A 20,823-nucleotide genomic window follows, 5' to 3' on the forward strand; every position below is an offset into this window, starting at 1 on the left:
GGTGAGGCGGGGGATCACCAAAATGAATGAGAGGCTGCCATTGGCCGAGGGCGCGCGCGTTCTGGTTCTGGGTGCCACCGGAACGATCGGCCGGGCGACCGTGGCGGCGCTCTTGGCCCGAGGGCATGCGGTGGTCTGTTACGTGCGACCCGGCGCTGAGGCGGCGGGATTGCCGGAACGGGTCACGTTGCGGCGAGGGACTATGACCGAGCTTGGGCAAGAGGGTATCCGGGGCGAGCGGTTTGAGGCGCTGGTCTCGTGCATGGCCTCGCGCAGCGGTTTGCCGGACGATGCCTGGGCAGTGGATCACGACGCGAATATCCTGGCGCTAGGGGCGGCGCAGGCAGCGGGGGTGGGGCATATGGTGCTCTTGTCAGCGATATGCGTGCAAAAGCCGATGCTGGCGTTTCAGGCGGCCAAGTTGGCCTTTGAGGCGCGGTTGATCGCCTCGGGTCTGCGCTATTCGATCGTGCGGCCCACGGCCTATTTCAAATCCCTGTCGGGACAGATTGCGCGGATTCAGGCGGGGCGGCCATTTTTAGTGTTCGGGGACGGACGGTTGACGGCGTGCAAGCCGATCAGTGACCGAGACCTGGGGGATTATCTGGCAGGGTGTCTGGAAGAGCCTCGGCGCTGGAACGAAGTCTTGCCGATTGGCGGTCCCGGCCCCGCAATCACCCCGCGCGATCAGGCGGAGTGGCTCTTTGAGAGACTCGGGCGTCCGACGAAGGTGCGGCAGGTGCCGGTGGGCATGATGGATGCCACCATCGCAGGCCTTTCGCTGGCGGGGCGCATTGCGCCGGGTCTGCGGGCCAAGGCGGAACTGGCGCGGATCGGGCGCTATTACGCGACCGAGTCGATGCTGGTGTGGAACCCGGCGACGGGGGTTTATGACGCCGAGGCCACGCCTGAAACCGGGCGGGACCGCCTCTTTGATTATTATGAAGAGGTGATATCCGGGCGCGCCCGTGTCGATCTGGGCGAGCACGCGGTATTCTAGGCGGCAGGGCTCTCGCCGCGTTGCAGGCGCACCGGAATTTCCCGCGCCAGTTTCAGCAAATGCGCCATATAGGGCTTGTCCGCGTCATCGTCGCGGATCGCGGCATAGAGCCGCTTGGTCTTGCCAGCGGCCGTGAGGGGGCGGGTCACGTAATCCGTGCTGGTCTTGACCTCGCGCACCACCCAATCGGGCAGCACGGCGACACCGCGATTGGAGGCGACCAGAAGCAGGATCACCGCCGTCAGTTCCACCTGTCGGATGCTCTTGGGTTCGACCTTGGCCGGGGTCAGCAATTCGGTAAAGACATCAAGGCGGGAGCGGTCCACGGGATAGGTGATCAGCACCTCATCGCGAAAATCTGCCGCCTCGACATAGGGTTTTTGCGCCAGCGGATGCTGGCTTGAGGCGACAAAGACCGGCTCGTAATCAAAGAGCGGCTTGAAGCTGATGCCCGGCAGGTCCTCGGGGTCGGAGGAGACCACAAGATCCACCTCTTCCTTTTGCAGCGCAGGAAGCGCGTCAAAGGCGAGGCCGGGGCGGATATCGACATCGACCTCGCCCCAGGTCTTGCGAAACCGCTCAAGCACCGGAAAGAGCCATTCAAAACAGGCGTGACATTCAATGGCGATGTGCAGGCGTCCAGCGCTGCCCTCGCGCAGCCCTTCGAATTCGGCCTCGAGCGCCTCGATCTCGGGCAGGATTTTCTCGGCCAGACGCAGCAGACGATGGCCCGCCGCCGAAAGGCGTAAAGGCTTGGATCGTCTGACAAAAAGTTCGACACCCGTCTGATCCTCCAGCCCCTTTATCTGGTGGCTCAGAGCCGATTGGGTGATGTGCAACAGGTCCGCAGCACGGGCCAGACCGCCCGCCTGATGAATGGCACGGATCGTTTTCAGGTGCCGGAACTCGATATGCATATATTAGTGAACCTCATTCAAACCATGAATTTAATGAAGTTGTCTCACATTGCTGCACCTGCAACAAGTGGGTCAACAGATTTCACTCCTGCACAGGATGCACCCCGATGAAAACGCCGCGTATCTCGTTCGAATTTTTCCCGCCCAAGACGCTGGAGGCTTCTTTTCGCCTTTGGGACACGATCCACACTCTGTCCCCGCTTGATCCGCGCTTTGTGTCGGTGACCTACGGCGCGGGCGGCACCACCCGCGAATTGACCCGCGAGGCGGTGGGCACGCTGCACAAGGCCACGGGCCTCAATGTGGCGGCACACCTGACCTGCGTCGATGCCAGCCGCGCCGAGACGCTGGAGATTGCCGAGCAATTCGCCGCTGCGGGCGTATCCGAGATTGTCGCCCTGCGCGGCGACCCGCCCAAGGGGTCGAACGGATTTGTCCCCCATCCTGAAGGTTTCGCCAATAGCTGCGAGCTGATTTCGGCACTGGCCGATACCGGCAAATTTACCATCCGCGTCGGCGCATACCCTGAAAAGCACCCCGAGGCGGTGGATCAAAAGGCCGATATCGACTGGCTCAAGCGCAAGATTGACGCGGGCGCGTCCGAGGCGATCACGCAGTTCTTCTTTGAGGCCGAGACCTTCTTTCGGTTCCGCGATGCGTGTGCGGCGGCGGGGATCAACGCGCCGATCATTCCGGGCATTCTACCGATTGAAAACTGGGTTGGCGCGCGCAAATTCGCGCTTTCCTGTGGCACGCAGGTGCCCGCATGGCTGGATGAGGCGTTTGACAAGGCGATCCGTGACAATCGTCACGATCTTTTGGCAACGGCGCTGGCAACAGAGCTGTGCAGCGACCTGCTCGATGGTGGGGTTGAAGACCTGCATTTCTACACGCTCAATCGCCCGGAACTGACCCGCGATGTCTGTCACGCGCTGGGTGTGACGCCCAAGGTCCGGCTGCGCGACGTCGCCTGACCGCTTGCCGATAGGCACGGCCCCGCCTACCCTGCACCCCGCAGGGACAGGAGGGGCCGAAATGCCATCACATCACGCAACATCGCTGGACGAATTGCCGGACATGACGGCGATTCTGGCGCGCTCCGGGCTCGACTTCATCGAGGACATGATTGCTTGCCGCCTGCCCGGCCCCCCGATTGGTGCGACACTTGGGTTTTGGCCGGTTGAGGCCGCGCGCGGTCGCGTGGTGTTTGAAGGGCGACCCCGGTTTGACGCCACCAACCCGATGCGCGGCGTTCATGGTGGCTGGTATGGCGCGATACTCGACAGTTGCATGGGCTGTGCCGTGATGACGGCGCTGGAGCGCGGAGAGACCTATACCACGCTGGAATACAAGGTGAATATCATCCGCGTCCTGACCTTGGACACGCCCGTTCACGCCGTCGGCACGCTCGAGCACAAGGGGCGCTCGACCGCCGTTGCGCGGGGCGAGTTGCGCGGTGTGGCGGATGGTCGGCTCTATGCCACGGGGTCAACCACCTGCATCGTCATGCGGCCAGAGGTGGGATCGTGACGATTGGGGGGAGAGAGTGCGCGTGGGCCTCAAGGGGACATTTGCCCCAATCTCCAAAGCGCGGACTCTAGGCGCGGCACGCGCCGCCGCGCAGCGGTCATGCCGAAGACATGCCTCCGGCATGACCCGCCCCGTCGCACCATAGGTGCGCCACTTTAACTCGGCACGCCTCTGGCGTGACGGGCGGGCGCTTTTGCAACGGTGCAGTCTCTTGAAATCGCGGGAGTGTTTGGCAGATATAAAGGGCCAGCCGACCAAGTCGCAGCGCCCACCCGGCGGACGGGCACCGCTCGTCTCACCAGTTGGGACCAACGTCAGCAATAGACCAATTCCCGCCCCCCGCTTCGTCACCCGATTTCAGGTCGCGAACACCGCCTCCATATTGGCAAATCCCTTGACCTCGACCGGATTGCCCGAAGGGTCGCGAAAGAACATGGTCCATTGCTCTCCCGGCTCTCCTTCAAAGCGAACCGAAGGCGGGATGACGAAAGCAACGCCCGCCGCCGTCAGCCGTTCGGCCACGCCACGCCATGTCTCAAGCGGCAGCACCACGCCGAAATGCGGCATTGGCACCATGTGGTCACCGACCTTGCCGGTGGCTTGGGTCGCAAAGGGCGTACCCAAGTGCAGGCTGAGTTGATGACCGAAGAAATCGAAATCCACCCAGGTCTGGGTTGAGCGCCCTTCGATGCCGCCCAAGAGCGCCCCGTAAAAACCCCGTGCTACATCGAGATCCGTGACATTGATTGCCAGATGAAAGGGATGTGCCATATCTTACTCCTCATGCCCGTTGCATGGCACCTAGCGATGCCGTAACCGGGTTTGCAAGATTTATGACGCGGGAGGACAGATAAATGACCTATGGCTTTGATACGTTGCAAGTTCACGCAGGCGCGCGCCCAGATCCGGCGACCGGAGCGCGGCAGGTGCCGATTTACCAGACCACGGCCTATGTGTTTCGTGATGCCGATCACGCCGCCGCGCTGTTTAACCTGCAAGAGGTGGGGTATATCTATTCGCGCCTGACCAACCCGACTGTTGCGGCGCTTCAGGAACGTGTCGCCACGCTTGAGGGTGGCGCAGGAGCGGTGTGCTGCTCCTCTGGCCACGCGGCGCAGATCATGGCGCTGTTTCCGCTGATGGGTCCGGGGCTGAATGTGGTTGTCTCGACCCGCCTTTATGGCGGCTCGATAACGCAGTTCAGCCAGACCATCAAACGCTTTGGCTGGTCGGCCAAGTTCGTTGATATCGACGACACCGATGCGATCACTGCCGCAATTGACGAAAATACACGCGCGATCTTTTGCGAATCCATCGCCAATCCGGGGGGGCATATCGCCGATCTTGATGCGCTTGCGGCGGTGGCCGACAAGGCGGGCCTGCCGCTTATTGTCGACAACACCTCGGCCACGCCCTATCTCTGCCGCCCGATCGAGCATGGCGCTACGCTGGTCGTGCATTCGATGACCAAGTTTCTCACCGGCAATGGCACGGTCACGGGCGGGGTTGTGGTCGATTCGGGAAATTTCGACTGGTCGGCGAGCGATAAGTTTCCTTCGCTCTCGGCACCGGAATCGGCCTATCACGGGCTCAAATTCCACGAGACCTTTGGCCCGTTGGCCTTTACCTTTCACGGCATTGCCATCGGTCTGCGCGATCTGGGCATGACGCTCAATCCGCAGGCGGCGCATTACACGCTGATGGGCATAGAAACGCTGTCCCTGCGCATGGCGCGGCATGTCGAGAACGCGGAAAAAGTCGCAAGCTGGCTGGAAGGCCATCCGGCTGTCGAGGCCGTGACCTACGCCGGTCTTAAATCCTCGCCCTGGCATGATCGGGTCGCGCAGATCTGTCCCAAGGGGGCAGGCGGTCTCTTTACCGTGGCGCTCAAAGGGGGCTATGACGCCTGTATGAAGCTGGTGGATAATCTCAATCTTTTCAGCCATGTCGCCAATCTGGGCGATACCCGCTCGCTCATCATCCATTCCGCCTCGACTACACATCGGCAGTTGACGCCTGAGCAACAGACCGCCGCCGGGGCCGCGCCCAATGTGGTGCGAATCTCGATCGGGATCGAGGATGCCAAGGACCTTATCGCCGATCTGGATCAGGCGCTGGCCAAGGCCTCTGCCTGACGCGGACTCGCGCCGTGGCCGGTCAGACTGTTGGCCTCGGCGCGAAGCTGCTGTAAAATGGTGCGGATGACACCAAGGACTCCCGCTGACGCAGGACGAGTGCTAGAGCGTTACATATGAAACCGAATTTCGCCCTTTCCCTCTCCTTCGAAGGCATCGGCCTTTTGCACCGCGCAGGCAGCGCGGGCTGGCATCTTGTGGGTGAGGTGGCGCTTGATGCAGAGGATCTGCCGGGGGAACTGGCATCGTTGCGCGCCAAGGCGACGCTGCTTGATCCTTCGGGGCTTGCGAGCAAGCTGATCATCCCGGATGAGCAGATCAAGTATCTCGACCTGCCCGCCGCGAGCGCGCCGGAGGGGAATTACGATCTGGCTGCCGCCGAAGCGCTGGAAGGGGCCACGCCCTATCACATCGACGATCTGGTCTATGACTGGAGCGTCGACAATGGACGCCTCTATATTGCCGCCATTGCCAGCGAGACCCTTGACGAAGCCGAGGCCTTTGCTGTTGAGCATCGCTTCAACCCGGTCAGCTTTGTCGCCCGTCCTCAGTCGGATCGCTTTGCCGGTGAGCCGTTCTTTGGGGCGGCGGCGCAGGCGCGGGGCGTGGACCGCGACGAGGCCCCGGTGCGCATCATCGGCAGCGCGCGCCTGCCCGAGGTGACACCGCCCGCAGAGACTGCCCCTGTGGTGGTGCCCTCGCCTGCGGCAGCGCAACCGCCCAAGATCGAGGCGGCACGCCTGCCGGATGAGGCCAAAGCCCCCGGTGCGACGCCAACGACTACCCTCCCGCCTGCACCGCCCAAGGCACCAGAAGAGGCCGCGGCCAAAGCTGCTTCGGCCCCAACGGCGCCCGCCGTCAAGTCTGCGGACTCGCCTGCGCTGTCCTTTTCCAGCATCCGCGCCGAGCGGGCCGCCCCCGTCGAGGGAGCGCCCAAGCTCGACGGCGCGGCGCGGTTTACGCCGCTGTCCGATACCGCCCCGACGCCGGAGTTGCCACGACCGGGGGCAGCTCCGCTCTTGACCGGGGGGGCCGACCCGACACTGACCGATATGGCGGCGGCCAGCCTTGCGCCCAAAGCTGCCAAAGAGGCCGGTCTGTCGGGCCTGCTGGCGCGCCGCGACAAAGGATCGACAGAGCCCGCCCACGGCACATCCTCCGGTGCCACGTCGGATGACGAAGCGCAACGCATGACCATCTTTGGCGCGCGCAGCCAGCCTGCGACACGCGGCAAGCCTCGGTTTCTGGGACTGATCCTGACAGCCGTCTTGCTGCTCTTTCTGGTAGGCGTCGCCGCGTGGTCCACGATCTTTAGCCAAGACGGAGTGTCCGGCCTGTTCGGTCGTTCTGAGCCTGAGATCGCCGTGACGCCGGCCTATGATCTGGAGCCGGATGTCGAAACGAAGAGCGATCCCGATCCCGCCTCGTTGACCGACGCCGACGTGGTCCTGACGCCGCCACCGGCGCAGGACGCACCGGTGCAGGACACTGGCGCAGATCCCACCGTGGCAGAGCCAGAGGTGGTGGCCGAAGCGCCAGAGACGCCGCAAGAGTTGACCCCCGAGCAGGCGTTGACACGCTATGCCGCAACCGGCATCTGGCAATTGGCCCCCGATGCTCCTGCGCAGGCAGAGACCACCGATGTTGGTGAATTCTACCTTACCTCAATTGACGAGGCGGTGAATTTTCAGGATGCGATCGCCTTGCCCTCCGCACCGGATGTAGAGGCGGATCAGCGCCCCGAAACCCCTGCCTCTCCGGCCCCGCCGGGTACGGAATTCACACTGGACGCGCGGGGGTTTGTGCAGGCCACGCCCGAGGGCGCGCTGACCCCGGACGGGGTGACGGTGCGCGCCGGTCCGCCGCCCCTGCGCCCGCCCGAAACCCCTACCCGCGCCCTTCCGGTTCCCGGACTGGAACAAAGCGCCGAATCGGCCGCCGAAGCGGCGCGACTGGGCGGCATCCGTCCCCGCACCCGGCCCGAAAACCTGATCGAACAGCAAGAGCGTGGCGCGCTGTCAGGCCTCACGCGCTCTGAATTGGCGGCGCTGCGCCCGCGCAATCGTCCGCAATCGGTGATCGAGGCCGCCGCTGCAGCCGCCGCACCACCGCCCGCCCCCGAGGTGCAACCCGCCACCGTCAGCTCTGCCTCGCTCGCGGCTGCGCTGATCGAGGCCAATCGCGGGGCTGTGGCCGGGACCGAGAGCCTGCCGCAGGCTGTTGGAGTTTCAATCAAGCCCAAGTTGCGGCCGCAGGATCTGGAACAGGCCGCTCGCGCGCCTGCGCGGGATCAGGCGACGCCGGGCGAGGATGAGGAGCCCGAGGTGCAGACCGCCGCCGCCGCGCGGGTGGCACCCAATATTCCCACATCCGCCTCTGTGGCGCGCTCTGCCACCGAGACCAACGCCATCAACCTGCGCAACGTCAACCTGATCGGCGTCTATGGAAGCCCGCAGAGCCGCCGCGCGCTGGTGCGCCTCTCGAACGGGCGCTACCAAAAGGTTCAGGTCGGCGACCGGCTCGATGGCGGGCAGGTGTCAGCGATTGGGGACACCGAATTGCGCTACAACAAGCGCGGGCGCGATGTAGTGCTGCGCATGCCCAAGGGGTAACGCCATGCTCCTGCGCCACGCGTCTCACCGCTGATGGAAGGGTTCCTCTTCCAAGCGACAATCTATCTCGGGGCGACCGTGATTGCCGTCCCGCTGGCCGCACGTCTGGGGTTCGGCTCGGTGCTGGGCTATCTGGCGGCGGGCATCCTGATTGGGCCGGTTCTTGGGCTGGTCGGGGGCCATGAGACCGCCGAATTGCAGCATGTCGCGGAATTCGGCGTGGTGATGATGCTCTTTCTCATCGGGCTGGAGTTGGAACCACGGGCGCTCTGGGACATGCGCCACCGGCTCTTGGGTCTGGGCGGGCTGCAAATCACCCTGACCACACTGGCGGTGATGCTGGCCTGCATGCATCTCTTGGGTCTGGGGTGGAGTGTTGCGCTGGCGATTGGCCTTGTCTTTGCGCTGTCCTCCACTGCCATCGTACTGCAAACCCTGTCGGAAAAGGGATTGATGCAGACGGGCGGTGGGCGCTCGGCCTTTTCGGTGCTGCTGACGCAGGATATCGCCGTCATCCCGATGCTGGCCTTCCTGCCGCTTCTGGCCTTGCCCAAATCGCCGAATGTGGTGATGGGCGAACTGCTGTCGCGCAGCACCGCGGAGGCTGGTCATGGTGACACGAGCGCACCGCATCAGGCCGCCCAGAGCTTTATCGCCTCGCTGCCGGGTTGGGGGGCGACTCTGGTCACTATTGCGGCAGTGGCAGCGATCGTCCTGACGGGCATTTATCTCACTCGGCCTGTGTTTCGCTTTATCCATGCCGCGCGCCTGCGCGAAATGTATACCGCCATCGCCCTGCTGATTGTGGTGGGCATTTCATTCCTGATGATGCTGGTCGGGTTATCGCCCGCGCTGGGGGCGTTCCTCGCAGGGGTAGTTCTGGCCAATAGCGAATTCCGCCACGAACTGGAGAGCGATCTGGCCCCGTTCAAGGGACTTTTGCTGGGGTTGTTTTTCATCACCGTGGGAGCGGGGATCAATTTCACCGTGCTCTTTGGCGCGCCGCTGGTAATACCCGGCCTTGCCCTTGCTTTGATCCTGACCAAGGGGGCGATCCTCTACATCCTCGGGCGCGTCTTTGCGCTGCGCGGGCGCGATCTGTGGCTCTTTACGCTGTCTCTGGCGCAGGCGGGCGAGTTTGGCTTTGTCCTCGTGGCGTTTTCGGTGCAGCAGCATGTGCTACCCACTGCGCTGAGCGAGGTGATCTTGCTGGTGATCGCCCTGACCATGCTGATTACACCGCTCTTGTTCATTCTCTCCGATGTCTTGTCACGGCGCATGCAGGACAGCACCGAGACCCCGGAGGCCGATACCATCGACACCACAGGGCCGGTGATCATAGCGGGCATCGGGCGGTTCGGACAGGTGGTTAACCGGTTGGTGCGGTCGAGCGGGTTTGAAACCGTCGTCCTCGACCATGACCTGCTCGCGATCCAGCGTATGCGCCGGTTTGGCGTCAAAGGCTTCTTTGGCGACCCGACCCGGCCAGACCTTTTGCATGCGGCTGGGCTGGCACGGGCGCGGGTGCTGGTCGCGGCGCTGGATGATCCAGAGGCCACGGTGCGGCTGGTGAGTTTTGCCCGGCGCGAATGCCCGGACCTGCATATCATCGCCCGCGCCTATGACCGCACGCATGTGTTCCGGCTCTATCAGGCGGGGGCCAATGACATCGTGCGCGAGATGTTCGACAGTTCCTTGCGCGCGGGGCGCTATGTGCTGGAAAACATGGGGCTGACGGAATTCGAGGCGGCGGAACTGGAAAAGACCTTTTACCACCATGACCGGCAATCGGTGCGGGAATTGGCAGCACTTTGGGACCCGGCGCGCCCGACGGTCGAGAACGATGCCTATATCAACCGCGCCCGCGAGCTTGAGGCGGAATTGCAGACCATGCTCTTGTCACAACTGGAAGAAACCGGCTCACCGAAGGAGTGAGGCCGAGCGCTCTCAGGTGCCGCTCTGCTGCTTGAACACGCCGGTCAGGCGCGGGCCGCCCCAGCGACGGCGGGCAAGACCACCCACACTCTCATGCAGGCGCTCAGAGCGGTCGCGCCCCACCACGCGGGGGCGGCGCAGCACGAGGATCTTGCCCCAGCCGGCCCATGTGCCCACCGAGGGCGCGTGGATATCCTGCGGAAAGCGCGCGCGCCAATCGGCGGGCAAGGGCAACGCGCAGCCCTCGAGCCGCTCGAGCATCCAGACCAGCGGGATATTGGCGAGCGGACGCGCGGCGTGGATGCCGCAGAGTTGCCCGCCCACATCCGAGTGACAGCCCCGGAACCAGACCTGTTCGACATGGCCGGCGAATTCCGGCGGGCAATCCCAGAGCACGGGCGTATAGGCATTGCGCGTCTCATCGAGGGCCAGCGCATGATACCCGTGCCGCGTGGTACGGCCCAGTTGGTGATTGTGAAAGCCATGGGCATCGGCGCGAAAGCGCCAGAGGATCGGGATACGCAGCCCCAGCGCCTTGACCGTATCCCAGACGCCGATCATCTCGACATGGGTATTCTCATGGCAATGGGCGCGGGCAAAGGCCTGTGCGGCGCGGCCCGAGGGCGTGCAGCGGTAATGGCGAAAGGCCTGATGCACGTTGCGTTCGGTCGCCTCTTCGGCGCGCAAGAGGCCGATGCGATCGATCACGCCTGCCAGCGAGCGCACCGCATAAGCGCCGCGCGAATAGCCCAAGAGGAAAATCCGGTCGCCGGGGCGGTAGCGATTGGCCAGATAACCATAGGCGCGGCGAATTTGCCGGTTGATGCCGCGCCCCATCACGATGTCGCCAGTGGCGCGCCAGTCGCGCCACTGAATCCCCGCCTCGTAATAGAGCGAGAGATTGGCCCCCGACACCTCACGCAGCAATTTGTAGGTGAGACCGGCGTTGGTCTCATACCCCGGTGACAGGCTCGACATGGTGCCGTCGAGGATGAGCACATGGTTGACCGGCCCACGCCGGTGACCAAAGGCCGGATGCGCCTCACTCGGCCCCGGCCGCAGCCAGTCTAGAACGCTCTTGGTCCAACCCCGCCATGACATGACGCACCGCCTTTGCCGCCCATGAACGCGCCCGAGAGATCAAGGGCGCGACCAGGTCTTGCCCTCAGCTTGCGCAGAAATCCGTTGCGATTCCATGAAAATCACCGTGAGTGCCGCGTTACAGTTGCGCAACGGTCACAATCTCGCGCAGCCCATAGCCGTTGAAATCGGTGCTGAGGCAGCGGGTATAGGCCCCCATGCCCGCAATCAGCAGGTAATCTCCCTCGGCCATATCCGACGGCAGCGGCAGAGGATCGGGCAGACGGTCAATGCTGTCACAGGTGGGGCCAAAGACCACGCGCGGCAGCGGCGCGCCTGTGCGCGGCGTGCCATCAGGGGCCAGAACGGTGAGGCGGTCCGGCGCGCCGATGTCCCTGATCTCAGTCAACCCGCCGTAGACGCCGTCATTTACAAAAATGGCACCGCTGTCGCGCAGCGCCTTGACGCGCACGGCCATACTAAAGGCCTCGGCCACCATGGCGCGGCCAGGTTCACATACGAGCGCCGGAGCATTGGGCCCAAAGACCCGCGCCACCTCGACCCCGATGTGATCAAAAATCGCGGTCAGATTTGGCGTGGTCCCGGTGCGATGCGATGCAAAGCCGCCACCCACATTGATCCGCGCCAGACGCACGCACGCCGCGCGCGCAACCTCGGCGACGACACTGATATAGGCCCCCCATGCCGCGGGGTCGGCGCATTGGGTGCCAGGATGGAAGGTCATCGACGGGGTAAAGCCGCGGTCTGAGACAGCGCGCAGCAACTCCGCCGCGCGCTCTGGTCCGACGCCGAACTTGGCCCCGAAATCATAGGCAGCACCGCGCACCGGCAGGGCAAGGCGCACGGTGACTTCGGCATCGGGTGCAATCCGTCCCGTCAGCTTGTCCAACTCGCGCACGCAGTCGATGGAATAGGATCGCACGCCCATTTGCGCCGCAACCTCGATCTCGGGGATGGACCGCACGGGATTGTTGTAATGCAACACAGCACCGGGGCAGACGTCGCGCACGGCGCGCATTTCCTCGGGGCTGGCTACGTCAAAGGCAGTGATGCCCGCCGCCACCAGATTGGCCAGCACCTCGGCCCCCGGATTGGCCTTGACCGCATAGGTCACAAGCCCCGGAAACCCTGCCTGAAAGGCTCGTGCGGTGGCTTGCAATTGGTCGGGCGAGAAATAGAGCAGCGCCGCATCGGGGGTCTGGCGCATCAGATGCGCGCGCGGATCGGACCAGGGGGCGGCGTTTTTCATCGGACATACCTCAATCTGCTGCGTCTTTTCTTTGAGTGTGCCGCGATTTGTCGTCGATTCATGGTGTCATTTCGTATATATTGACAGAATTGATCGTCATATTGCCGAGGTGACCATGCAAATAGACGAAACCGATCATGCCCTGATCGCACTCTTGCAGGAAAACGCCCGCCTGCCGGTGGCGACACTGGCGCGCAAATTGGGGTTGGCGCGCACCACCGTGCAGGCGCGGCTTGACCGGCTGGAAACCTCTGGTGTGATCACGGGCTATAGCCTGAGGCTGAGCGCCGAGACACGCCCTGCCCTACGCGCGACCGCCCTTGTCAGCATCGAGCCACGCTCTGGCCCAACCGTGCTGGCACGGCTGAAATCGCTGCCGCAGGTGCGGCGGGTGCATACCACTTCGGGGCGGTTCGACCTGATCGTGATGATCGAGGCGGAGACCACCGAAGCGCTGGACGAGACACTGGACCGCATCGGCGAGGCCAAGGGCGTGCGCAGTTCCGAGAGCCTGATTCACCTCTCGACCAAACTTGACCGGGGTCACTGAGTGCAGCAGTCTGGCCGCACCAACACAAGCGGAGTCGCGGACATGGACACGGTCAGTTTCAGACAAATGAAGGACGGCACCAAAGAGGACTACGAATTCCTCACCGCCCATGAGATCGACCATACCCGACACACGGCCAAGCGCCTGCTCAGCGCGCTGGTCGATCTGGATCAGAGCCTGTCAGGCTATCAGATCACCCGGCTGGGGCACTCTGTCCAGTCTGCCACACGGGCGTGGCGCGGGGGCGCGGATACCGATTGGGTGGTCGCAGCGCTGTTGCACGACATTGGCGACATCTATGCGCCCTACAATCACGACGAATACGCCGCGACGATCCTCAAGCCGTTCTTGCGCGAACAATGCACCTGGTGCGTAGCCACCCATGGCGATTTCCAGATGCTCTATTATGGCCAGCACCTTGACGGGTTTGATCAGCACAAACGCGAGCGTCACCGGGGCAATGCCTATTTCGACGATTGCGCCGAGTTTTGCGAACGCTGGGATCAGGCCAGCTTTGATCCCGATTACGACAACCTGCCGCTGGAATTTTTTGCCCCGCTGGTCGAAGAGGTGTTTGCGCGCAAACCCTACGACTCGGCGGTGATCCGCGCGGGCGTGCGCGTACCGCTGACCGATGCCGCCGTAGCGGCAAAGCGCCGGACCCGCAGCTAGCGCCGCCCCAAGAGCCCCATGCGCCAGAAGAGCGCCATCAAGGCCACACCCAACACCACCAGCCCGGCACAGACCAGCCAGAACGCGCGCGCGTCACCCGCGCCGGGCATGCCGCCCACGTTGATCCCCAAGAGCCCGGTGATCAGCCCCAGCGGCAGAAAGATCGCCGCCACCACGGACAAGAGCAGCATCTGGCGGTTCATCGATTCCGCACGGGCATCCATGATCTGATCATGCACCACCTGTGCGCGGTCGCGGATCGCGTCCAACTCCTCAGCCAGCCGCGTCACCCGCTCTGTGGCTTCGCGCAACCGGCTGCGGTCGTGGCTGCGAATCCACGGCATATCCTCGATCTCAAAGGTGCTGAGCGCATCGCGTTGCGGTGCCATGTGCCGTCGCAGCATGATCGCCACCCGCCGCACATCCGCCAGATCGCGCCGGTCGAGCACCGCCAGATTGCCGATTACCTGATCTTCGAGCAGATCCAGCTTTTCGTTCAACCCGGCGACCACGGGCTCTGCCCGGTCTGCCAGACGCAGCGCCAGACGCGCCACCAGTTCCGCCGCACCATCCGGCCCCTGATCGCGCGTGATGCCCTCCATGACATCGCTCACCGCCATCAGACGACGCAGTTGCACGCTGACCACCAGCCCCTCGGTGACCCACATCCGCAGGGACACCATATCCTCGACCTCGTCACCGGGGTTGAGATTGACACCGCGCAGGTTGATGAGCACGCCAGACTCATGCACGGTTGCGCGCGGCCGGGTTTCAGGCGCAAGCAGCGCGCGCAGCACCAGTGACTCCAGCCCCGAGGCCTCCAGCCACTCACGCGCACCGGGATGGGCGCAATTGACATGCACCCAGGTCAGCGATTGCCTATCCTGCCAGTCCGCCAGCGTCTCGCCTGTCGCATCGACCGGCGTGCCCTTGCCATCCCGGCTCAATCGCCATTGCCGGACTCCGTCCATCTGCCTCTTCCCCCTCATCGTGTTTTGCCGGACACTCTGCGCCACATTGCCCCCGCTTGTCACGCAGGCGAGCCAAGAAAATGCGCGCTTTGGCTTTTCCTCTGAGCCCACATTAGATAGAGCAGGGCGAAACCCCGTTTTTGCAGGATCAAGACGTCATGGCGATGGAAAAGACATTCGACGCGGCCGAGGCCGAGACGCGGCTCTATAAGGCGTGGGAGGACGCGGGCGCGTTCCGGGCCGGGGCCAATGCCGCTCCGGGTGCCGAGACCTTCAGCATCATGATTCCGCCGCCCAATGTGACGGGGTCCTTGCACATGGGCCATGCGTTCAACAACACGTTGCAGGATATTCTGATCCGCTGGCACCGGATGCGCGGGCATGACACGCTCTGGCAGCCGGGGCAGGATCACGCGGGTATCGCCACGCAGATGGTGGTCGAGCGCAAGCTGGCCGCCGAGGGCGCGCCCTCGCGCCGCGAGATGGGGCGTGAGGCGTTTCTCGAAAAGGTCTGGGAGTGGAAGACGCAATCCGGCGATACGATCATCAATCAGCTAAAGCGGCTGGGGGCGTCCTGCGACTGGTCGCGCAATGCCTTTACCATGTCGGGCGCGCCGGGGGCGCCTGCGGGGGAAGAGGGCAATTTCCATGACGCGGTGATCAAGGTCTTTGTCGATATGTATAACAAAGGTCTGATCTATCGCGGCAAGCGGCTGGTCAATTGGGACCCGCATTTCGAGACGGCGATTTCCGATCTCGAGGTCGAGAATATCGAGGTCGCGGGCCATATGTGGCATTTCAAATACCCGCTGGCCGGGGGCGAGACCTATGACTATGTCGAGAAGGACGCAGACGGCAACGTGACCCTGCGGGAGACGCGCGACTACATTTCCATCGCCACCACCCGGCCGGAAACCATGCTGGGCGATGGCGCTGTCGCCGTTCATCCATCAGATGAACGTTACGCACCAATTGTCGGAAAACTATGCGAAATCCCGGTGGGACCAAAGGAACATCGCCGCCTGATCCCGATCATCACCGACGACTACCCCGATCCCGATTTCGGTTCTGGCGCGGTCAAGATCACCGGCGCGCATGATTTCAACGATTATGGCGTGGCGAGCCGAAATGGCATCCCGATGTACCGCCTGATGGATACCCGTGCGCAGATGCGCAACGATGGCGCAGCCTACGCCGAAGCCGCCAAACGCGCGCAGGAAATTGCAGAAGGGGCGGAATTCACCATTGAAGAGGTGGACACGTTGAACCTCGTGCCCGACCACCTGCGCGGTCTGGATCGGTTCGAGGCGCGGGAGCAGGTCGTGGCCGAGATTACCGGGGAAGGGCTCGCGGTGATGGTCCCCGCCCCTGATACGTCATCCTCGGGCTCGACCCAAGGGCCTCGGGAGGCAGGAGATCCTCGGGTCACGCCCGAGGAGGACGGAGAGGGCGTGCCCTTCGTCGAGGCCAAACCGATCATGCAACCGTTTGGCGACCGCTCCAAGGTCGTCATCGAGCCGATGCTGACCGATCAATGGTTCGTCGACACCGCCAAGATCGTCGACCCCGCGCTGGATGCCGTACGCTCGGGCGAGGTGACGATCCTGCCCGAGAGCGACCGCAAGGTCTATTTCCACTGGCTGGAGAATATCGAGCCATGGTGCATCTCGCGGCAACTCTGGTGGGGGCATCAGATCCCGGTGTGGTATGGCTTTGACCTCAGCGCGCCGGATTTCCACGATGACGAGGGCGATGGCACGCTCGATCTGGTGGAAATGCTGCGCCTCTTGAACGAAGGGCATCTCAGCCCCTTGATGGAATGCGGTGCGGATTTCGGCACCGTCTCGGACGCCTATCACGACAGGCTCGCCAGCCTGCCGGTGCCTCTGGCCGCGATGCGGGTGGTCGAAGTCGCGAGCCGGGATGAGGCGCTGCATCAACTGGCCAGTGCTCTGGCAGAGTATACCGCCACGCAAGACCCCACGCATCTGATCTATCCGGTCTGGCGCGACCCCGACGTGCTCGACACATGGTTCTCGTCGGGTCTCTGGCCCATCGGCACACTGGGCTGGCCCGAGGACACGGCAGAACTCAAGCGCTATTTCCCCACCTCTGTTCTCATCACAGGCTTTGACATCATCTTTTTCTGGGTCGCCCGGATGATGATGATGCAATATGCCGTGGTCGGGCAAAAGCCGTTCAGCCATGTCTATGTCCACGCTCTCGTGCGCGATGAGAAGGGCAAGAAGATGTCCAAATCGCTTGGCAATGTGCTCGACCCGCTGGATCTGATTGCGGATTACGGCACCGATGCGGTGCGGTTCACATTGACCTCGATGGCCGCCATGGGGCGCGATCTGAAGCTGTCGAAAGAGCGCATCGCGGGCTATCGCAATTTCACCACCAAACTGTGGAATGCCGCCCGCTTTGCCGAGATGAACGGCGCGGTCGGCTCGACCGGCATGGTGCCCACCCCCACCGCCACGGTCAACAAATGGATCATCGGCGAGACCGCCAAGACCCGCGCGGCTGTCGATGAGGCGCTCGAAAACTTCCGCTTCAACGATGCGGCGGGCGCGCTCTACGCCTTTGTCTGGGGCACGGTCTGCGACTGGTATGTCGAGTTTTCCAAGCCGCTCCTGCTGGACGGGGACGCGGCGACCAAGGCGGAAACGCAGGCCACAATGGCCTGGGTCATCGACCAATGTCTGATCCTGCTGCATCCGATCATGCCCTTTGTGACTGAGGAACTCTGGGGCACGCTAGGTGCGCGCGCCAAGATGCTGGTGCATGGCGATTGGCCGACCTATGGCAGCGAACTGATCGACCCCGCTGCGGACCGCGAAATGAACTGGGTGATCGCCCTCATCGAACAAATCCGCTCCGCGCGCGCGCAGATGCATGTGCCTGCCGGTCTCTATGTGCCACTTCTGGTCACGGAGGTGAACGAGGCCGGGCGTGCAGCCTGGGCGCGCAACGAGGTGATGATCAAGCGGCTGGCCCGCATCGAGAGCCTGACGGACGTGGACCGTTTCCCCAAAGGCTGCGTCACAGTGGCGGTCGAGGGCGGCAGCTTTGGCCTGCCTCTGGCCGATATCATCGACGTGGCCGAAGAAAAGGCGCGGTTGGAAAAGACGCTGAGCAAGCTGGAAAAGGAACTGGGCGGGCTGCGCGGGCGGCTGAACAACCCCAATTTTGTGGCCTCGGCCCCCGAGGAAGTGGTGGTTGAGGCGCGCGAGAACCTCGCCCTGCGTGAGGACGAGGACAACAAATTGCGCGCGGCCTTGGCGCGGCTGGCAGAGTTGGACTAAGCCATGGCCCTGTGCGGGCCTGTCTGAACCAAGACGAAGCAGGACCTCTGCTTTTTCTTGGTGCAAATACTCAAAGAACCCGCCTGCGATCAGGCGCGCGTCCAGCGGTGCATCAGGTCACCGCCCAAACTGCATGTCTCGACCAAACGAAAGCGCGCCGCCTCGTCTAGGCGTGCCAGACCCAGCGCGCCGATCCCCGGCAGCCCTTCTGCCCCAATGGCAAAGCCTGCGGTGAAACCGATCAACTCATCCACCAGCCCGGCCGACAAGAGCGAGGCTGCCAGCGCCCCACCGCCTTCGCAGAACACCCGTGTGAGCCCCTCGGCCCCGAGCGCCTTCAGAACAGACGCCGGATCGACCTGCCCCAGCCTGACTTCGCAGGACACGAGCCGCGCGCCGATGCCGCGCCACGCGGCCACCAGCGCCGGGTCCACATTCGGCCCATGGCAGAGCCAGAGCGGCACGTCCCTAGCCGTGCGCGCGAGATTGGACAGGAGCGGCAAGTCGAGTCTGCGCGAGACCACAACACGCACCGGCTGACGCCGCGCGCCCATGTCGCGCACTGTTAGCATGGGATCATCGGCCCGCGCGGTCCCTGCTCCCACCATCACCGCGTCATGCCGCGCGCGCAGGGCATGCACCACGCGCCGCGCCTCTGGCCCGGTGATCCACTGGCTGTGACCGGTGGCGGTGGCAATACGCCCGTCGAAACTCGATGCCAGCTTGAGCGTGACCAAAGGTCGTCCGATCTCATTGCGCATCAGGAACCCGGCCAGATCGCGCCCCGCCACATCGGCAAGAACGCCGGTCCGGACCTCGATCCCCGCCGCGCGCAGCCGCTCAAAGCCGCGCCCCGCAACGCGCGGATCATTGTCGTCAAAGGGGGCGACCACCCGCGCGATACCCGCCGCAATCAGGGCGTCGGCGCAGGGCGGGGTCTTGCCGTGATGGGCGCACGGCTCCAACGAGACATAGGCCGTGGCCCCGCGCGCCAGATCTCCCGCCTGCGCCAAAGCCTGCGTTTCGGCATGGGGACGCCCTCCGGGCGCGGTCCACCCACGCCCGACGATATGCCTGCCCTGCACGATGACACAGCCCACGGCGGGGTTGGGCGCGCATTGCCCCATGCCCCGCCGCCCCAGCGACAGGGCCAGCGCCATAAAGCGGGCGTCGGCGCCGCTCACGCGTCCGGTTTGGGATTGAGGGCCGCGTCCTCGGGCCGCAATTCGCTGACAAAGCGGTCGAAATCATCCGCTTCCTGGAAATTCTTGTAGACGCTGGCAAACCGCACATAGGCGACTGTGTCGATCCGTGCCAAGCTCTCCATCACGATCTCGCCCACGGTTTTCGAGGGAATATCGGTCTCGCCCATGCTCTCCAGTCGCCGCACGATACCGGAAATCATCTGTTCAATGCGTTCAGGGTCAATGGGACGTTTCTGCAGCGCGATCCGGATCGAGCGTTCCAGTTTGTCACGGTCGAAATCCTCGCGACGGCCATTGGATTTCACCACCACCAGATCGCGCAGTTGCACGCGTTCATAGGTGGTAAATCGCCCGCCGCAACCGGGGCAGAACCTGCGCCTGCGGATCGAGACATGCTCTTCTGCGGGGCGCGAATCTTTGACCTGTGTATCTATATTTCCGCAAAACGGGCAGCGCATTGGCCGTCCCCCTTTTCTGTCCTTGCCTCTTGGGTCATGGGTCTGATGCCCAGTTATCCACAGCCACTATAGGACAGCCGCAAGGTTTTGGGTAGGGGGGATTTTAGCGCCCCAGATCATGGGGCCAAACCGGACCTAAAAGCTGTAATCGACCGTGCCGGCACGGCATTTGAGATGCGCGATCTCGCCTTTTCCGTCCTGCATCACCACCACGCCGCCAAAGCGGCTGTCGGGTTTGCTGTCATCGACAGCGTCGAATTTGTCAAAGCCTGCATAGACTTCGTAGATCACGGCATTGTTGCGCAGGCGCACCGCCTCCCAGATGGTGCGGCCGATGCCGGGCCACGGCACGATTTCCGCGCCATCACCGACAGGGCGTGTCAGCGCCAGGTCCGGCGCGCCGCCCTTGGGGCCAAAACTGTAGCTCACGTCCTTTTCGCTGCGGCAGACCTGCAACGCCTTACCGCCCCGCTCCATATCGCAGCTGAGAAACAGCGTCTGCCCCTCGGGACAGGCGGCGGCAGGCAGAGCGATGACGCTCACGAGGGCCGCAATCCATCCGCGCATCTGCCGCCCCCTGCCCTTGTGCCTGCTCAGGTTTCCGAGAGCGCGACCTTCATATCCGTGACCTGATAGATCACCTCGCCATCGGCCTCGACCCGGCCATTGGCGACACCCATGGTCAGGCGCCGCGTCTGCACCGCCTTGGTGAAATCCACATAATAGGTCAGCATCTTGCGGTCGGGTCGCACCATGCCGGTCAGCTTGACCTCGCCCACGCCCAGCGCATAGCCGCGCCCCTGCCAGCCGCGCCAGCCGAGGTTGAAGCCGGTCAGTTGCCACAGACCGTCAAGCCCAAGACAACCGGGCATGATCGGGTTGCCGGGAAAGTGACATTTGAAAAACCACAGGTCCGGTGTGATGTCGAATTCCGCCACCACATGACCCTTGCCATGCGCGCCGCCATCTCCGGAAATCTCGGTGATCCGATCCATCATCAGCATCGGCGGTTCGGGCAATTGGGCGTTGCCCGGGCCGAACAATTCGCCACGGGCGCATTTAAGCAGATCGTCACGATCGAAGCTGCTTGGATAATCGGCCATTCAGGCGGCCCCTTTCATTGCAAATACCGGTCGTCGCCCCCCTCTAGCATCCAGCAAAAGGCGCATGCAAGCCT

18 protein-coding genes are annotated in these 20,823 nt (G+C 63.6%); 9 read left to right on the top strand and 9 right to left on the bottom strand.

All coding sequences use genetic code 11. The features are described 5' to 3' along the window. Positions 1–22 precede the first annotated feature (22 nt). Positions 23–1,000 (top strand): NAD(P)H-binding protein, encoded by a 978-nt coding sequence (locus tag ACSSVY_RS18030; RefSeq protein ID WP_454271046.1) that lies wholly within the window; start codon positions 23–25, stop codon positions 998–1,000. Here ACSSVY_RS18030 and ACSSVY_RS18035 read toward each other — a convergent pair. Continuing rightward, positions 997–1,917 carry a LysR family transcriptional regulator gene (locus tag ACSSVY_RS18035; protein ID WP_454271048.1) on the bottom strand — a complete coding sequence of 307 codons (921 nt, stop codon included), beginning with the start codon at positions 1,915–1,917 and terminating at the stop codon, positions 997–999. The genes ACSSVY_RS18030 and ACSSVY_RS18035 overlap by 4 nt on opposite strands. Before the next feature lie 107 nt (positions 1,918–2,024). Between ACSSVY_RS18035 and metF the strand changes: the two genes are divergently transcribed. Together metF and ACSSVY_RS18045 are read left to right on the top strand one after the other, a co-directional pair. Further along, entirely contained in the window at positions 2,025–2,891 is an 867-nt protein-coding gene (gene metF, locus ACSSVY_RS18040) for a methylenetetrahydrofolate reductase [NAD(P)H] (protein ID WP_454271049.1), read from the top strand. A gap of 61 nt (positions 2,892–2,952) precedes the next feature. Then, a complete protein-coding gene (locus ACSSVY_RS18045) occupies positions 2,953–3,447 on the top strand; it encodes a PaaI family thioesterase (protein ID WP_454271051.1) in 495 nt (164 codons plus the stop codon). 357 nt (positions 3,448–3,804) lie between these two features. Here ACSSVY_RS18045 and ACSSVY_RS18050 read toward each other — a convergent pair whose 3' ends face one another. Next, positions 3,805–4,218 carry a VOC family protein gene (locus tag ACSSVY_RS18050; protein WP_454271053.1) on the bottom strand — a complete coding sequence of 138 codons (414 nt, stop codon included), beginning with the start codon at positions 4,216–4,218 and terminating at the stop codon, positions 3,805–3,807. 83 nt (positions 4,219–4,301) lie between these two features. Between ACSSVY_RS18050 and ACSSVY_RS18055 the strand changes: the two genes are divergently transcribed. The 3 genes from ACSSVY_RS18055 (at position 4,302) to ACSSVY_RS18065 (ending at position 10,129) form a co-directional block, all read left to right on the top strand. Continuing rightward, complete coding sequence (locus ACSSVY_RS18055; protein WP_454271055.1) at positions 4,302–5,582, top strand: O-acetylhomoserine aminocarboxypropyltransferase/cysteine synthase family protein; 1,281 nt, start codon at positions 4,302–4,304, stop codon at positions 5,580–5,582. A gap of 116 nt (positions 5,583–5,698) precedes the next feature. Beyond that, complete coding sequence (locus ACSSVY_RS18060; protein ID WP_454271056.1) at positions 5,699–8,194, top strand: hypothetical protein; 2,496 nt, start codon at positions 5,699–5,701, stop codon at positions 8,192–8,194. A gap of 33 nt (positions 8,195–8,227) precedes the next feature. Beyond that, positions 8,228–10,129 carry a cation:proton antiporter domain-containing protein gene (locus ACSSVY_RS18065; RefSeq protein WP_454271057.1) on the top strand — a complete coding sequence of 634 codons (1,902 nt, stop codon included), beginning with the start codon at positions 8,228–8,230 and terminating at the stop codon, positions 10,127–10,129. A gap of 12 nt (positions 10,130–10,141) precedes the next feature. On the opposite strand, the gene ACSSVY_RS18070 is transcribed toward ACSSVY_RS18065, so the two are convergent. Beyond that, positions 10,142–11,230 carry a DUF2235 domain-containing protein gene (locus ACSSVY_RS18070; RefSeq protein WP_454271059.1) on the bottom strand — a complete coding sequence of 363 codons (1,089 nt, stop codon included), beginning with the start codon at positions 11,228–11,230 and terminating at the stop codon, positions 10,142–10,144. Positions 11,231–11,348: 118 nt separating this feature from the next. Beyond that, a complete protein-coding gene (locus tag ACSSVY_RS18075; RefSeq protein ID WP_454271061.1) occupies positions 11,349–12,479 on the bottom strand; it encodes a type III PLP-dependent enzyme in 1,131 nt (376 codons plus the stop codon). A gap of 115 nt (positions 12,480–12,594) precedes the next feature. Here ACSSVY_RS18075 and ACSSVY_RS18080 point away from each other — a divergent pair, with 115 nt between their 5' ends. Together ACSSVY_RS18080 and ACSSVY_RS18085 are read left to right on the top strand one after the other, a co-directional pair. After that, positions 12,595–13,029 carry an Lrp/AsnC family transcriptional regulator gene (locus ACSSVY_RS18080; RefSeq protein WP_009817932.1) on the top strand — a complete coding sequence of 145 codons (435 nt, stop codon included), beginning with the start codon at positions 12,595–12,597 and terminating at the stop codon, positions 13,027–13,029. 42 nt (positions 13,030–13,071) lie between these two features. Further along, entirely contained in the window at positions 13,072–13,701 is a 630-nt protein-coding gene (locus ACSSVY_RS18085; RefSeq protein ID WP_454271064.1) for an HD domain-containing protein, read from the top strand. Here ACSSVY_RS18085 and ACSSVY_RS18090 read toward each other — a convergent pair. Next, positions 13,698–14,672, bottom strand: a complete 975-nt coding sequence (locus ACSSVY_RS18090; RefSeq protein WP_454271066.1) for a zinc transporter ZntB — start codon at positions 14,670–14,672, stop codon at positions 13,698–13,700. The genes ACSSVY_RS18085 and ACSSVY_RS18090 overlap by 4 nt on opposite strands. 158 nt (positions 14,673–14,830) lie before the next feature. On the opposite strand from ACSSVY_RS18090, the gene ACSSVY_RS18095 reads away from it, so the two are divergent. Then, the gene (locus ACSSVY_RS18095; protein ID WP_454271068.1) at positions 14,831–17,983 is read left to right on the top strand and encodes a valine--tRNA ligase; all 3,153 of its coding nucleotides are present in this window, start codon (positions 14,831–14,833) and stop codon (positions 17,981–17,983) included. An 89-nt stretch (positions 17,984–18,072) separates the two neighbouring features. Here ACSSVY_RS18095 and ribD read toward each other — a convergent pair whose 3' ends face one another. The 4 genes from ribD to fabA form a co-directional block, all read right to left on the bottom strand. Further along, entirely contained in the window at positions 18,073–19,167 is a 1,095-nt protein-coding gene (ribD, locus tag ACSSVY_RS18100) for a bifunctional diaminohydroxyphosphoribosylaminopyrimidine deaminase/5-amino-6-(5-phosphoribosylamino)uracil reductase RibD (RefSeq protein WP_454271070.1), read from the bottom strand. Continuing rightward, complete coding sequence (nrdR, locus tag ACSSVY_RS18105; protein ID WP_009817927.1) at positions 19,164–19,646, bottom strand: transcriptional regulator NrdR; 483 nt, start codon at positions 19,644–19,646, stop codon at positions 19,164–19,166. The genes ribD and nrdR overlap by 4 nt, the downstream gene beginning before the upstream one ends. A 135-nt stretch (positions 19,647–19,781) precedes the next feature. Beyond that, positions 19,782–20,213, bottom strand: coding sequence for a hypothetical protein (locus ACSSVY_RS18110; RefSeq protein ID WP_454271073.1), 432 nt, complete (start codon positions 20,211–20,213; stop codon positions 19,782–19,784). Positions 20,214–20,239: 26 nt separating this feature from the next. Continuing rightward, positions 20,240–20,749 carry a bifunctional 3-hydroxydecanoyl-ACP dehydratase/trans-2-decenoyl-ACP isomerase gene (fabA, locus tag ACSSVY_RS18115; protein ID WP_009817925.1) on the bottom strand — a complete coding sequence of 170 codons (510 nt, stop codon included), beginning with the start codon at positions 20,747–20,749 and terminating at the stop codon, positions 20,240–20,242. Positions 20,750–20,823: the final 74 nt, after the last annotated feature.

It is taken from the genome of Roseovarius sp. MBR-51 (assembly GCF_053628575.1).